Source organism: Dyadobacter sp. NIV53 (assembly GCF_019711195.1).
Classification (GTDB): domain Bacteria; phylum Bacteroidota; class Bacteroidia; order Cytophagales; family Spirosomataceae; genus Dyadobacter.
In genome coordinates, this window is the sequence record NZ_CP081299.1 from 3,184,117 (window position 1) to 3,199,172 (window position 15,056).

A 15,056-nucleotide genomic window follows, 5' to 3' on the forward strand; every position below is an offset into this window, starting at 1 on the left:
CCGATTTGCAATCGGGGCGGTAATGGTTTCGCGTTTGTAACGCGTTAAATAATAAATGTGTTAAGCGCGTTACAAACGCGAAACCATGGAAACCCCGATTGCAAATCGGGGCTAGCCACATGAAAATCATCGAATGTCCGAGAGATGCATGGCAAGGCCATCAACCTTTCATACCGACGGAACAAAAAATCAATTACCTGAACAAATTGCTTCGGGTAGGTTTTGACACGATTGATTTTGGAAGTTTTGTTTCGGCCAAAACAATGCCGCAGGTAAGCGATACTGCGGCGATTATTGAAAAACTCGATCTCAGCCATTCTTCCACAAAATTAATGGCTATTGTTGCTAATGAACGTGGTGCAGCAGATGCATGCCAATTTGATCAGATCACTTACCTGGGATACCCGTTTTCTATTTCTGAGACTTTTCAGCTGCGCAATACGAATGCAACGATAGCAGAATCAATTTTGCTTGTACAAAGAATAGCTTCACTTTGCAGACAGTCAAAGAAGGAACTGGTAATTTATATTTCCATGGGCTTTGGAAATCCATATGGTGATAACTGGAACCCGGAAATTGTATTGGAATGGATAAAAACACTGAGTCAGTTTGGAATCAAAATTTTTTCACTGGCTGATACTGTTGGTGTTGCCAAAGTAGAAGACATAGAATCTTTGTTTTCAGAAATTATCCCAAAATGGCCGGGCCTGGAATTTGGAGCACATTTCCATACAATTCCGGATAACTGGAAAGAAAAGACAGAGGCTGCATACCTGGCTGGCTGCCGTAGATTTGATGGCGCTTTATTTGGATATGGTGGCTGTCCAATGGCTCAAAACGACCTGGTCGGAAATATGCCAACAGAAAAACTGATTGATTTTAGCAATGAAAAGAAGGAGTTGTCAAATCTGAACTTAAAAGAATTACAGGAAGCAAAGGCTATGTTTCTTCAATTGATCGGTAATTAAGCATCAGTCAACCTCCTTTATATTGCGTTTCCAAAGACCGTATCCCAATGAAAAATGATGCGACCATGCTAGCTGAGCATGCGAATGAACTGCATAATCAAAATAAAACTTCCCTCCTTTGAAACCAGCCCCGAAATGATTGGTAAGCGGCCGTGAAGCTAAACCCGTTCTCAAATACAATTGTTTCCAAATCTGATATTCCAAACCTGCTTTTACTGAAACCGGCAGATCTGTATTCTTATTAATTTCTGTACTTAAAGAAATTGTTTTTTGAGGCTTGTAATTAAATCCGGCACGTAAAGTGGTAGGAACTTTGTTACCATAATCTCCGGAGAAAGAAGATTGCGTAATATTAAAGGCATGAGCCCCAAATGAAAAATCAGATGAAAGCTGAACAATACCACCGAATTCAACAACCACCGCTTTTCTATTGAGTACTAATGTCGGAGCATTTACTACATTTTGAAGATAATTGACTTTAATACCCAGGCTTACTCTTCCAAGCCGGTGTCCTGCCCCAATTCCCAAAGAAAGCTGATTGTATAAATTATCACCAAAACGCTGAACAGAAAATCCAGTGCTCAGATCATCATTAATCGGCAATATGCCTGCAAAACCCAACGTATTGAGACCATCAAAACCATAATGTGAATCATAACTTGAAAAAAGCATAGCTTCCTTCAATCCACCAAGACCGGCAATATTATTCATGCCGGATGAATAATCGGAGCGCGCTACTGTCGCGTTTCCTATTCCCCAGGATGTGGCACCAAGAGGAAATGGAAAACCCTGCGCAAGACTTTTTGAAGGGCTCAGGCAAAAAACCAGGAAAATAAGAATGAAGTTTTTCTGTCGAGATAAATATCCAGATTGCTCTTTCATATTCTCTGCGGCAGTTAAATGCTTCCGGTTATGTACCGGAAGACTTTATATCATACAAATTACTTCATCCTAAAAGCCGTTATTTATAAAAGCTCCTAAAATAAATAGTCCTTAGTTAAATTTTCTCTTTACAATATTCAGAAGTTCCAGAACTGCTTCCCCATTTACATCCCATGCATATTTAGACGCATATCTGTGCCAGATCAGATTTTTGGCTTCTTCAAAACTTTTTACTGAATCCAATTCATAAATAGCTTTGTCAAAATGTTCACTATTCTTGCTAAATAGCTGATTAACAAACATAAAACGCTGACCTAAGGGAATAGAAGAGGCAATACTTTCTACTTTCATAGGTATTGTCCCGTACGATTTGTCCTCTGAAGGCCTGGGAATATCTACTTTATACCGGCTGTTAACAGATTCTCTTTCCTGGGCATTGGTTTTGGCAATAATCTCTGATAAAACAGCCACGCCCGATTCAGCACGCTGAGGTGCAGATGGAACGGGGGACGAAATTGTTACCGGCTTGGTAACTTCCTGTTCTATAAATGCAGAATCAAAGAATGATTTTGATTCATGCCTGGATGCTGAATGTGCATGAGCGCTTTTTGTATCTTCCTTGGGTACGAGCTCATCCAGGTTCAGCGGGAATATTTCTCCGAACTGAATAAGATACGGCTCTTTATCATCAAGCAAACCAGCATTGTTCTTGATTTCATATATCCAGCTTGTAGCCTGAGTCTGATAAACTGAATCAGAGCCACTATCTACCAGTTTTTGGAGCAGCGCATCTCCCATTGCATGGTGAATGTGTGTATATTTAACCAGCTGCTCGGCCTTTTCAATGGTGAAATCAGTTTCAGAAGCTGCCCTTATTTTCTCCTCAAAATAAATTTCCGGAGTAAATAATAATTTCAATGCATCTTTAACCGAATCAAGCAATAATGGTTCAAGATCACTGCGTTTTACAGCAATGTGCTGAGAAGCAATATTCATGAATGCTTCCAGGGCTTCCTTTACTTCTTCATTTTCAAAATCAAAATATATACTTCTGAATGACTCGGCGTTGGTTTTCCACTGTTCGAATAAACGATTAAGTATCCCTAAATTAACCTGACGTACTGGGGTGATTTTCAGCAGTTCAGCACCTGTAACTATATCTTGCGAACGGTAAACTTCATTTAAAATGGTAGTTGAAAACCGTGCAGCGTATTGATTGAGAGCTATTGAATTCAAATTATTCGGCATGACGAATTTGAGCTTTTTAACGAACGTGTTTGAGAAAATTGTGTTTGCTTTGTAAAGATAAATAAAATTGGCTGTTACCTCAGGCAGTTATTGATCAATTTATATTGAGCACATGTTCATCGAACCATTAAACAGGAAGGAATATCAAACCCAACGAACGGGCTGGATCGAAGTGATCTGCGGCTCAATGTTCTCCGGAAAAACAGAAGAATTGATCCGCAGACTTAACAGGGCCAAAATTGCAAGGCAGCAAACACAAATTTTTAAGCCTGCTCTGGATAAACGATATCATCCCGAGAACATTGTTTCTCATAACGACAATTCTATACCGTCCATTCCGGTATCATTTGCTCAGGAGATCATTCAACTTGCAGGAGATAGCGAAGTAGTCGGACTGGATGAAACCCAGTTTTTCGATGAAAATATTGTGGAAGTTTGTAATATCCTGGCCAATTCCGGCAAACGTGTAATCATTGCCGGTCTGGATATGGACTATCTTGGAAAACCTTTTGGCTGTATCCCACAACTGATGTCCATTGCCGAATACGTAACGAAAGTACATGCTATATGCATGGTTTGCGGAGAAATTGCTTCATATTCATATCGCCTTTCATCTTCCAATGAAAGGGTTTTATTAGGGCAGACTGACTTATATGAAGCGCGTTGCAGGAGATGTTTTAATCTGGGAGAAAACGCTAAGTACCGTGAATAGATAGCGCGAACGTCCCCGTTCGTGACCCTTATTTTGAGGCCTCCGGTCGGTTTGATCAGTTCAGGACAAAAAACCGGCCGGAGGCCTTAAAATAAAATCACGAACGGGGACGTTCGCGCTATCCTTACTTCAATTCCTCTTTCAAAAAATATCCGGTATAACTTCCTTTTACTTTCGAAACCTTTTCCGGTGTACCTTCTGCAATAATCCGGCCTCCCAATGCACCGCCTTCCGGGCCAATATCTATAATATGATCAGAAACTTTGATCACATCCATATTATGCTCAATAATGAGCACTGTATTTCCTTTTTCAACCAGCTTGTTTAATACGTTTAGTAAATGCCGTATATCCTGAAAATGAAGCCCGGTTGTTGGCTCATCCAATATATACAGCGTTTTTCCGGTATCTCTTTTTGAAAGCTCTTCCGAAAGTTTCACACGCTGTGCTTCGCCGCCCGACAATGTTGTAGCATGCTGTCCTAACGTAATGTAACCCAGGCCTACGTCATTAAGCGTTTGTACTTTTCTTAAAATGCGTGGAAGGTTTTCAAAGAACTCCAATGCTGTTTCTACCGTCATGTCCAGAATATCTGCAACAGATTTTCCCTTAAACCTTACTTCAAGCGTTTCCCGGTTAAACCTTTTTCCCTTGCAGGTTTCACAGTTCACATGTACATCCGGCAGAAAATCCATTTCAATTTTTTTCATCCCCGCACCTTCACAATCCTCACATCTTCCGCCTTTTACATTGAAAGAGAAACGGCCGGGTTTGTAACCACGTATTTTAGCCTCAGGTAATTCAGCAAAAAGCGAACGGATATCAGTAAAAAGATTGGTATAAGTAGCCGGATTAGAACGTGGTGTACGCCCAATTGGCGACTGGTCTACTTCAATTACTTTATCAATATGTTCCAGCCCATCAATACTTTTATAAGCCAAGGGTTCACGCCTGGATTTATAAAAATAATGGTTTAATAATGGAAATAACGTTTCATGTATCAATGAAGATTTTCCGCTTCCGCTTACGCCCGTAACAGAAATCATCGTTCCCAATGGAAACGTCATGTTCACATTTTTAAGATTGTGCCCTGTACAGCCTTTCAGAGAGATAGTGCTTCCATTTCCTTTCCTGCGCTTTTTAGGAATTACAATACTTTCCCGTCCACTCAGATATTCAGCTGTCAGTGATCCGTTTTTCAGAAATTCTTCCGGTGTTCCTGCACCCACAACATGGCCTCCATGGCGGCCTGCACCTGGCCCTATATCCAGGATATAGTCCGAAGCAAGCATCATGTCTTTGTCATGCTCAACTACCAGAATCGTATTGCCAAGGTCACGCAAGCTTTTTAAGGAATTGATCAGCCGTACATTATCGCGCTGGTGTAATCCGATACTCGGCTCATCCATGATATACAATACGCCGGTAAGCTGGGTGCCAATCTGCGTTGCCAGCCTGATCCGCTGCGCTTCACCACCCGAAAGTGTGCGCAATGCACGGTTTAGCGTAAGGTAATCCAGCCCGACATCTAAAAGAAAACCGACACGTTTACGAATTTCCTTTAATACTTCATGAGCAATTACGCGTTGCCTGTCTTCCAGTCTGTCTTCCAGGTCCGTAAGCCATTCTGATAGCTGGCGAATGTCACTATTGGATAATTCTGCAATATCTTTCTGATCTACTTTGAAATGTAGAGATTCTTTCCTCAAACGTTTTCCCTGACATTCAGGACAGGTTTGTATGGTCATAAAATCCTTTAACCAATCCTGTATCTTGTCATTTCCTGTTTCCTGCTGGCGTTTCAAAAAGTTAATAATCCCGTCAAATTTTGTTTCCCATTCTGTTCCCGGATATTTTTTTGAAGGAACTGGTACAGCATCTTCACTGCCATAAAGAACCAGCTTGATTGCTTCTTCCGGAAATTTTTCCAGCGGAGTTGCAAGGGTCACTTTAAATGGTTTCAGCAAAACTTCCAGCTGCTTAAAAATCCATGCTTCCCGGTATTCACCCATTGGAGCGATACCACCATGGGTAATACTTAATTTTTTGTCCGGAATGATAGAATCTTCCGTTATTTCCTCCACAACACCAAGGCCCTGGCAAGTCGGACACCAGCCATATGGTGAATTAAAAGAAAAAGCATTAGGCGCCGGGTCATCATAACTGATGCCAGATTCAGGATCCATCAGATTTTGGGAAAAATAGTAAGTTTCACCTTTTTCATCCAGAATCATTAATGCTCCTTTTCCCTGCTTAATAGCAGTAGCAACTGACTGGCTTAACCTGTACCTTGATTGTGGATCCTGTTCTTCCGTCTTGGGAACAACCCGGTCTATCACAATCTCAATGTCGTGAACCTTGTAACGGTCCAGCTGCATTTTTGGGACTATATCCTGTACTTCTCCATCTACGCGTACCTTCGTATAACCCAGACGGGCAATTTGTACAAACAACTCACGGTAATGTCCCTTCCTGCCTTTTACAGCCGGGGCAAGCAACACTGTCTTTTGCCCCAAAAACTGGGTCATCAATTGATTAACAATCTGATCCTGTGATTGTTTAACCATTTTTCGCCCCGTAACATAGGAATAAGCTTCTCCAGCACGTGCATAAAGCAGCCGAAGAAAATCATAGATTTCTGTTACTGTACCAACCGTAGAGCGCGGATTCCTTGAAGTTGTTTTTTGCTCAATGCTGATTACCGGCGAAAGCCCGCTGATCTTATCTACATCAGGGCGCTCCATTTCACCAATAAATCCCCGGGCATAGGAGGAAAAGCTTTCCATGTAACGCCGCTGGCCTTCAGCATAAATTGTATCAAAAGCTAAAGAAGATTTGCCGCTTCCACTAATTCCTGTTACTACCACCAGCTGGTTGCGGGGAATATTAACATCAATATTTTTCAAATTATGCTCGCGGGCGCCCTGTACTTCTATCAGATCCTGCCCTGCAAGTTCATTATCATTCAAATGTTTCAAAATAGTCGTATTGGTTTGAAGCTTTAATCAGAACAAAGTATTACTGAATAACCACAAAAGTAAGTGTTGAGTTGCAAAAAGTTCAAGTGATTGTCCGACATATAAAGCATTTTTCTATCAGCATAAAATCCGCATTTAGAAATATCCATAAATCACTGATAATTACTTACCAGTCACAAAAATACAAACAAGTAACCATTAGTATATCAATATTTATTCTCAAATTAATTACTTATTAGTATTTAATTATCGTGGTCAATTCGTATTTTTGATATTATTCTGATAAAAACTAATACATATTTTACATTTTAACTATCCCCCTTTTATGAAACAAAATTTACGTTTTCTGTTCTCTGCTGCTATTCCATTGCTTTTAGCAATACTTATGAGCAGCACTGTGTATGCACAGGAAAAGCAGGTCACTGGTAAAGTAACTTCTTCCACAGATGGAATAGGTTTGCCCGGTGTCAATGTACAAGTTAAAGGCACTACAACAGGTACCGTTACCGATACTGATGGAAAGTATACGATCTCTGTAAAAGATAATAGTGCCACACTTGTATTCTCTTCCATTGGATTTGGGAAACAGGAGCTGCTGGTCGGCTCCAAATCGGTTTTGGATGTAAATCTGGTTGATGACGTAAAGAGCCTGAGCGAAGTCGTTGTTACGGGTTATGGGTCACAATCCAAGAAAGAAATCACCGGTGCCGTTGCAACGCTGGATTCCAAACAATTGCTGACCACTCCGGCTACCAACCTGGGCCAGGCATTGCAGGGTAAAGTACCAGGCGTTGTGATTGGTAACGAAAACAGTCCAGGAGGTGGTGTTTCTGTACGTATACGCGGGTTCGGTACCATCAACGACAACTCACCTTTATATGTAGTAGATGGTGTTCCGACAAAAGGTGTAGGAGCAAATGGCGTATCCAATACTCTGAACACGCTGAACCTGAATGATATTGAATCCATGCAGATTTTGAAAGATGCTTCTGCGGCTTCTATCTATGGATCACGTGCAGGTAATGGTGTTGTTATTATAACAACAAAAAGAGGAAAAGTCGGCAAACCTGTTTTCACCTATGACACATATTATGGTACACAGCGCCCAGGCAAGTTATTAGACATGCTGAATACGCCACAATACGCAGACCTGACCTGGAAAGCCAGAATCAATACGCTGAATCAGGCATCAATGGTAGATGGTGCATTTCCAACAGGTACCACTTTGGTGTACCCAAAACATGCCCAGTTTGGTAATGGTGAAACACCTGTTATTCCTGATTATATTTTCCCCGCAGGGGCAGGTGCTCTGGTAAAGGATCCAGTGACAGGTGTACTTGGACCTGACCCAAGATTGGCTCAAAATCCGGACGGAACCTATGTTAATTATAGTACGGATGTAAACTCTGCTAATTTTAATAAAACCAAATGGTTAATTACAAAAGCCAATAAGACAGGAACCAACTGGCTGAAAGAAATTTACCAGCCTGCTCCTATTCAAAACCACCAGATTGGTGTATCCGGTGGAAGTGAAACAGGACGTTATGCCATGTCATTGAACTATTTCAACCAACAGGGGTTAATGATTCATACGAGCTTTAAACGCTATACTTTACGTTCCAATACTGAATTTAATATCAGTAAGCGTATCAGAGCCGGTCAGAATTTCCAGGTTGGATATGCTTCAAGAATTGGCCAGCCCAATGGAAACAATGCTGAAAGTAACCCAACATCTTTTGGTTACAGGGTTCCTCCGATTGTTCCGGTTTATGATGTAGCAGGAAATTTTGCAGGAACACGTGGAGCTGATGTCGATAATTCGGTTAACCCGGTTTCATTGCTTTACCGTAATAAGGACAACCAGCAAAACGAGGTAAGATTATTCGGTAATGCTTATGCAGAAGTAGATATCCTTAAAAACCTTACAGCCAAAACCAGTTTTGGTATCGATTATAACTTGTATAATTATCGCAACTATGTTCCCCGTGACATTGAATCCGCGGAAGCAAGGAGCACACAAAGTTTGACAACGACCAATAACTATGAATGGACATGGACATGGTACAACACTTTAACCTACAATGTTGTATTGAAAGATGCTCATAAACTTAACATTATTGCTGGTACAGAATCCATCAAAAACAACTATGAAAACTTTGATGCAAGCCGTACAAACTTCCTTGTAGATGCATTGGACAACCGCTTTTTGAGCGCCGGTACCGGTGTACAAACCAACAACGGAGGAGGTGCCAACTGGCAGCTTGCTTCGGAATTCGGAAGAGCAAGCTATAGCTATTCAGGAAGATATTTATTCGATGCAACCATCCGTCGTGACCGGTCATCCCGGTTCTCTGCTGCGAATAACGTAGCTTATTTCCCGGCTGTAAGTGCCGGATGGGTTCTATCCGATGAAAGTTTTGCAAAATCATCAGCAAACTGGCTTTCTTATGCTAAAGTAAGAGTGGGATGGGGACAAACCGGTAATCAGGAAATCGGTAATTTAAATCCATACACGCTTTATTCTACGAACCCTGCCCTTTCTTTTTATGACATAAATGGTGCTAAAACGTCAGCAACCGCCGGTTATGAATTGACACAATTTGGTAATCCAAAAGCAAAATGGGAAACTACGACTTCTACTAACTTAGGATTAGATGCAGCTTTGTTTAAAGGAACAGTGGACGTTGCTTTTGACTGGTATACCCGTACAACTACTGATATGCTTTTCCCTGTTGCTCCTCCTCTGACAGCAGGGGTTGCTGCTTCTCCATTCCAAAATATCGGATCGATGAGAAACCGCGGTGTGGATTTGGGTATCAGCTATAACGGGAAAGCTTTGGACGGTGATCTTACTTTCACAATCGGAGCCAATTTCAGTACCTATCGTAACGTCGTAACCAGAACAAACGGAGACCCGAACACCCAATATTTTGGTATCAATGATGAACGTATCCAGAACTTTGTAGTAACACAACAGAACCATCCTATTTCATCTTTCTTCGGCTACAAACATGACGGGATTTTCCAAACGGATGCTGGAAGCAAAAGAAGCTCCTAAAAATAACCTGGGTTCAAATGAAAACAGAGCTGGGCGCTTCAAATTCGTTGATGTAAACGGTGATGGTGTGATCGACACCAAAGATTTAAGTATCATTGGAAGCCCGCACCCAGATTTCACTTATGGCTTAAATGTAAATGTTAATTATAAAGGTTTTGGCCTGGCAATATTCGGTGCAGGTGTTCAGGGTAATGAAATTTTCAACTACACAAAATACTGGACAGATTTCCCAACATTCTTTGGTAATAAAAGCACTCGTATGCTGAACCAATCATGGGAACCAGGCAAAACGGATGCTATTCTTCCTCAATTAAATTCAAGCGATCAGGTGAGTATTCTTCCGTCCAATTATTACCTGGAAAATGGTTCATATTTCCGTTTCAAAAATATTCAGCTGACTTATTCGTTGCCAAAATCCCTGGTTTCTAAAATTGGCCTTGGACCTTGCCGGATTTACGTTCAGGGACAAAACCTGGTTACCTGGACAAAATATTCAGGTATGGATCCGGAAGTTAACCTTCGTAACTACGGAGCTGGTAACGACAGACAAATTGGTGTGGATGGTGGTTCTTATCCGGCTTCGAAACAATATATCGTGGGTCTGAACATCAGTTTCTAATTACATAGTCCTATTAAACAGAATCACTTTTTAAAGTATTCCAAGTAACTGAAATTTTAATTTTTCAAAAAGATGAAAAAAATTGCCATTATACTATCATCCATCGTGCTGGGGATTCTCAGCTCATGCTCTGATTCATTTTTGGAAGTAACGCCCAAAGCAGCACTGGTTTCCACTACACTTCAAAACAAAGTAGGTGTGAACGCATTGCTTATTGGCTCTTATGCATTGCTGGACGGATGGGCAACTGCCGAAGGTGCTTACAGATCTTATAACGTTGGTGCTGATAACTGGGTTTATGGAAGTGTGGCTTCTGATGATGCCTACAAAGGAACCAATGCTGGTGACCAGCCACCTATTTCCCAAATTGAACAGGGAAACATTGCTGCTGACAATATTTATTTCCGTGGAAAATGGAGAGGAATGTACGACGGTATTGCACGCACCAATGATGTGCTGCAAAATCTGGCTAAGGCAACTGATTTTACCGATGCTGAACGTGCGGAAGTTGTGGCAGAGGCTCGTTTCTTACGCGGACATTATCATTTTGAATTAAAGAAAATGTTCAATATGGTACCTTATATTGATGAAACGATCTATGATCCGAATAATCTGGAAAGTACCAAAATCCCTAACACAGCAGATATTTATCCTAAAATCGAAGAGGATTTAAAAGCTGCTTATGACGTACTTCCAACTTCTCAGTCTCAGCCTGGCCGCCCTACCAAATGGGCAGCAGGGGCATTGCTGGCAAAAGTGTATATCTTCCAAAAGAAATATGCAGAAGCAAAGCCGATTCTTGAAGCAATTGTGGCAAGCGGAAAATACAGATTGGTTGATAAATACCATGACAATTTCCAGGCGTCAACCAACAATAATGCGGAATCTATTTTTGAGGTTCAGTATTCTGTAAATGATGGTGCTGCTGGTGGCGAAAATGGCAATATTGGTTCAACACTAAACTATCCTTATGGTGGTGGTGCATTTACCACCTGCTGCGGATTTTTCCAGCCTTCTGTTAATCTGGCGAATTCATTTAAAACAGATGCAAACGGACTGCCTTTGCTTGATACTTTCAACGATACCGATCTGCCTAATGACCAGGGAATCGAATCAACAGCTCCGTTTACACCGTACACTGGAAATCTTGATCCGCGTTTGGACTGGACAGTTGGACGCCGTGGAATTCCATATCTTGACTGGGGTGTTCATCCGGGTAAAGCTTATGTCCGTGACCAGACTTACGGAGGTCCTTATTCTCCAAAGAAACACGTTTCTCATAAATCTGATCCGTCGTTTGCTTCCAACAACCGTTTGAATGCAAACAACTTCCGTCTTATCCGTTATGCACAGGTTCTGTTATGGCTTGCTGAAATAGAGACTGAAACCGGAAGCCTGGAAAAAGCACGTGGCTATATTAACCAGATCCGCGCAAGAGCTGCCAAACCTGAAGGTTTTGTAAAAAATGCAGATGGGACAGCCGCAGCAAATTATATAATTAAAGAATATCCGACAGCGTGGACAGATCAGGCTTATGCCCGCAAAGCCGTAAGATTTGAAGAGCGCCTGGAACTTGGAATGGAAGGTAACCGCCGTTTTGACCTTGTACGCTGGGGTGTTGCAGCAGAAACAATGAATGCCTACTACACCGTGGAAGGGAACAAACGTTCTTACCTCAAAGGATCCCAGTTTGTAAAAGGGAAACATGAATATTTCCCGATTCCGCAACAGGAGATCCTAAACAGCCAGGTAGCAGGAAAAGCAACTTTAACCCAGAATAACGGGTATTAATTTTTAATCAGTACAAAAAAACCGGCTCGAAACAGCCGGTTTTTTTGTTGCTTCTTTCATAATAAAATATCTTTGAAGAAATATTGACAAAAATAAAATCGGTAAGAAAAATGACAATCAAAAACGAAACAGAATACGAAAAAGCTCAGGAAAGAGCAGATGAAATTTTTGGTGCAAAAAAGGGCAGTCCGGAAGACAGGGAATTACAGGAACTTCTAAAAGCAATCAAGGAGTATGACGACGATTTTATCCGAATGCTGAAGGAGAATGAGTAGGTGGGAAAAAGTGAAATTTCATTTAAATGGATTAATAATAGTAAGTCTTTCCTCTACAACCATTCCATGTTGCATATCTTCAGAAAACAACAGAGCACAATTTGATTCTAATGCAGATGCTACAATTATAGAGTCAAAAAGTTGAAAATCGTATCTTTTGATTAATTCAATTGCATATTTCATTGTGGTTTCTTCAATATTCACAAAAATACTATCATTAATAAGGTCAGACCAAATGTTTAAAACATCAATTTTCGAATAGCTGAACTTTCGTTTACAAACGTTTCCTACTTCCACAAGTACCTGTGCATTAAGAAATGGTGAGCCTGCCATTATTTTTTCCGCAATCTCTTTTTTACTATTGTCTTTATCCAATAAATAAAGAATTATATTGGAGTCAATAAAAGAATTAACTAAAATCATTTGCATCATCACGATTAAAAGAAAAATCTGATAGATCGATACGTGGATAAACTGAATATTTTTTTCTAATCTTTTCCACTTTATCACTGATATCCTTAGACTTAGTTCCTTTTTTTCTACTATAGCAATTAATCTTACTTCCTGACCTACATAACTATCTGGCAACTGGATTGTTACGGATGGAGAATCAGGAATAATGGTTTGAGTATACATAGCACAAACAAAATTAATTTGTATTAATTGACAAGTGAAGTTACGAAAGAATTAGAGAAATTTTTGTTACACGAAATGCGGGGTCATTATTTATATCAGCTTCATCACCAGCCCTTCCACTTTTTCACACCTTGTAACAAACCGCTCAACCAAGGTAGTCCTTACCTCCACAATCATCCGGCATTGCATTTCGAATTGCTGTTCAGTAACAGGCAATTCCATTTCTTTCACAATCCGCATGACATCATTCATCCGGATGTATGAAAACACGAGTTCATAAAACTGAGTCAAATGGCAGGTAATAATTTCAGCTTCGTCGAGTGCGCTTTCTGTTGCCGTTTTATATGCATTGATCAAACCCGGAACACCCAATAATGTTCCTCCAAAATAACGTACGACTACAACCAGAATGTTGGTAATATCCCTGGAATAAAGTGTATTCAGAATCGGTCGTCCGGCAGTTCCGGAAGGTTCACCATCATCGCTCATTCTATAACTCATTCTGTCCAGGCCTAACCGGTATGCATAACAATGATGAACCGCTTTCGGATGCAGTTCACGAAGTTCTGCAAGAAAAATTTTAGCATCATTTTCGCTGGGTAAAGGATAGGCATAGGAAATAAATTTGCTCCCTTTATCCTTAAAAAAACCTTCTGCCAACCGGTTAATGGTTTTGTAACTATCGTCAAATAACACGTGTTGGCCGTTTTTTGTATTGTTGTATAAAAATTGAATAGATCAGGGCTGCTCCTGCAAAACCGGCCATACAAAGAAATACAAATGGTAAGTTTTCTCTTTTATTTGCAAAAAGCGCTGCTGATAAAAATGCTCCCAGTCCAATTCCTGCTTCCAGACAAATAAACATGGTAGCCAAAGCCCGGCCACGGTTAAGGTCTCCACTTAAATCAACCGTCCAGGCTGAGAGTACAGGCGAAAGTATGCCCATTGATGCCCCAAAGAACGCGGCTCCTATCAAAAACGTGGTAACAGAACTGGCATATCCGGTAATGATCAAAGCCAGAATCAGTATGGAACATCCCGCAATAGTAACCGGAATCCGGCCATGCTTATCAGATATTTTACCAGCAGCAAGGCGAATCAGAATAGAAAACAAAGTAAATACCATGAAATACACCCCACGGTTCTGCAAACCGACATATCCGCTGAAATCAGGTACAAGTGTAACTACTGCACCATAACCGAAATATGCCAGAAAAGTAACAAATGCAGGATTGAACACATCCGGTTCAAAGATATCACGCCAGGTGATTTGAAATGCTTTAATAGACAAAGGCTCTTTTACTTTCAGTGTTTCTTTCATGTTCAGCAAGATCACAATAGAAAGCAGTGCAAACATGGAAGATGTATAAAAGAGCGCATTCAGTGAAAAGGACTGGCTGATCATACTCCCGACAGCAGGGCCAAAAGCGGATCCCAAGCCCATACACATACCATGAATACCCATTGCTTCCCCACGCCGGTTGGCCGGGACAATATCTGCAACATAAGCAGAAGTACCGGTTGGTTTAAATCCTGTTGAAAAGCCATGAACCAGCCGCAATAACAAAAATGGCATGACTGTTGTAAAAACCGGATATAAAAAACCGCAGACGAAACATACAATCGAGCCAACTGCCATAACCGGTACTCGTCCGATACGATCCGTAAGCCGGCCGCTGAAAGGGCGCGATAAACCGGCAGTCAATGTGAATAAACCAATAATATATCCTTTATACTCCGCACCTCCCATAGCAGATAAATAGCTTGGAAGTTCCGGAATGAGCATATTAAAACTTGAAGAGAACAAAAATGAACTCAGGCCCAGTAACCAGAATTGTGTTGTGAATATTCCTTGAGAAGAAGTATTTTGCATTACGCAAAATTAGATAA

At 40.9% G+C, this 15,056-nt stretch carries 12 protein-coding genes; 6 read left to right on the forward strand and 6 right to left on the reverse strand.

Annotation, left to right across the window (positions count from 1 at the left end):
* Window positions 1–119 precede the first annotated feature (119 nt).
* A complete protein-coding gene (locus KZC02_RS12765; RefSeq protein ID WP_221394446.1) occupies window positions 120–968 on the forward strand; it encodes a hydroxymethylglutaryl-CoA lyase in 849 nt (282 codons plus the stop codon).
* Between the two features lie 3 nt (window positions 969–971).
* Here the strand turns inward: KZC02_RS12765 and KZC02_RS12770 are convergent, their stop codons facing one another.
* On the reverse strand, window positions 972–1,850 hold the full coding sequence (locus KZC02_RS12770; RefSeq protein WP_221394447.1) for a hypothetical protein: 879 nt from the start codon (window positions 1,848–1,850) through the stop codon (window positions 972–974).
* A 111-nt stretch (window positions 1,851–1,961) separates the two neighbouring features.
* Complete coding sequence (locus KZC02_RS12775) at window positions 1,962–3,098, reverse strand: hypothetical protein (RefSeq protein ID WP_221394448.1); 1,137 nt, start codon at window positions 3,096–3,098, stop codon at window positions 1,962–1,964.
* 112 nt (window positions 3,099–3,210) lie between these two features.
* Here KZC02_RS12775 and KZC02_RS12780 point away from each other — a divergent pair, with 112 nt between their 5' ends.
* Window positions 3,211–3,810: a thymidine kinase gene (locus tag KZC02_RS12780; protein ID WP_221394449.1), complete on the forward strand. Its 600-nt coding sequence runs from the start codon at window positions 3,211–3,213 to the stop codon at window positions 3,808–3,810.
* Between the two features lie 124 nt (window positions 3,811–3,934).
* Here the strand turns inward: KZC02_RS12780 and uvrA are convergent, their stop codons facing one another.
* Complete coding sequence (uvrA, locus tag KZC02_RS12785; protein ID WP_221394450.1) at window positions 3,935–6,787, reverse strand: excinuclease ABC subunit UvrA; 2,853 nt, start codon at window positions 6,785–6,787, stop codon at window positions 3,935–3,937.
* A 325-nt stretch (window positions 6,788–7,112) separates the two neighbouring features.
* Between uvrA and KZC02_RS12790 the strand changes: the two genes are divergently transcribed.
* The 4 genes from KZC02_RS12790 to KZC02_RS12800 all read left to right on the forward strand — a co-directional run bounded on the left by KZC02_RS12790 (window position 7,113) and on the right by KZC02_RS12800 (window position 12,530).
* A complete protein-coding gene (locus KZC02_RS12790) occupies window positions 7,113–9,845 on the forward strand; it encodes a SusC/RagA family TonB-linked outer membrane protein (RefSeq protein WP_310590436.1) in 2,733 nt (910 codons plus the stop codon).
* Entirely contained in the window at window positions 9,799–10,464 is a 666-nt protein-coding gene (locus KZC02_RS32915; protein WP_310590437.1) for a hypothetical protein, read from the forward strand. Before KZC02_RS12790 ends, KZC02_RS32915 begins: the two co-directional genes overlap by 47 nt.
* Before the next feature lie 72 nt (window positions 10,465–10,536).
* The gene (locus KZC02_RS12795; protein WP_221394451.1) at window positions 10,537–12,255 is read left to right on the forward strand and encodes a RagB/SusD family nutrient uptake outer membrane protein; all 1,719 of its coding nucleotides are present in this window, start codon (window positions 10,537–10,539) and stop codon (window positions 12,253–12,255) included.
* Window positions 12,256–12,365: 110 nt separating this feature from the next.
* On the forward strand, window positions 12,366–12,530 hold the full coding sequence (locus tag KZC02_RS12800; protein ID WP_221394452.1) for a hypothetical protein: 165 nt from the start codon (window positions 12,366–12,368) through the stop codon (window positions 12,528–12,530).
* Between the two features lie 18 nt (window positions 12,531–12,548).
* Here the strand turns inward: KZC02_RS12800 and KZC02_RS12805 are convergent, their stop codons facing one another.
* From KZC02_RS12805 to KZC02_RS12815, 3 genes are all read right to left on the reverse strand, one after another.
* Window positions 12,549–13,166 carry a PIN domain-containing protein gene (locus tag KZC02_RS12805; RefSeq protein ID WP_221394453.1) on the reverse strand — a complete coding sequence of 206 codons (618 nt, stop codon included), beginning with the start codon at window positions 13,164–13,166 and terminating at the stop codon, window positions 12,549–12,551.
* A 90-nt stretch (window positions 13,167–13,256) separates the two neighbouring features.
* On the reverse strand, window positions 13,257–13,862 hold the full coding sequence (locus KZC02_RS12810) for a YigZ family protein (protein WP_221394454.1): 606 nt from the start codon (window positions 13,860–13,862) through the stop codon (window positions 13,257–13,259).
* Complete coding sequence (locus tag KZC02_RS12815; protein ID WP_221394455.1) at window positions 13,852–15,039, reverse strand: MFS transporter; 1,188 nt, start codon at window positions 15,037–15,039, stop codon at window positions 13,852–13,854. Before KZC02_RS12815 ends, KZC02_RS12810 begins: the two co-directional genes overlap by 11 nt.
* Between the last annotated feature and the right edge of the window lie 17 nt (window positions 15,040–15,056).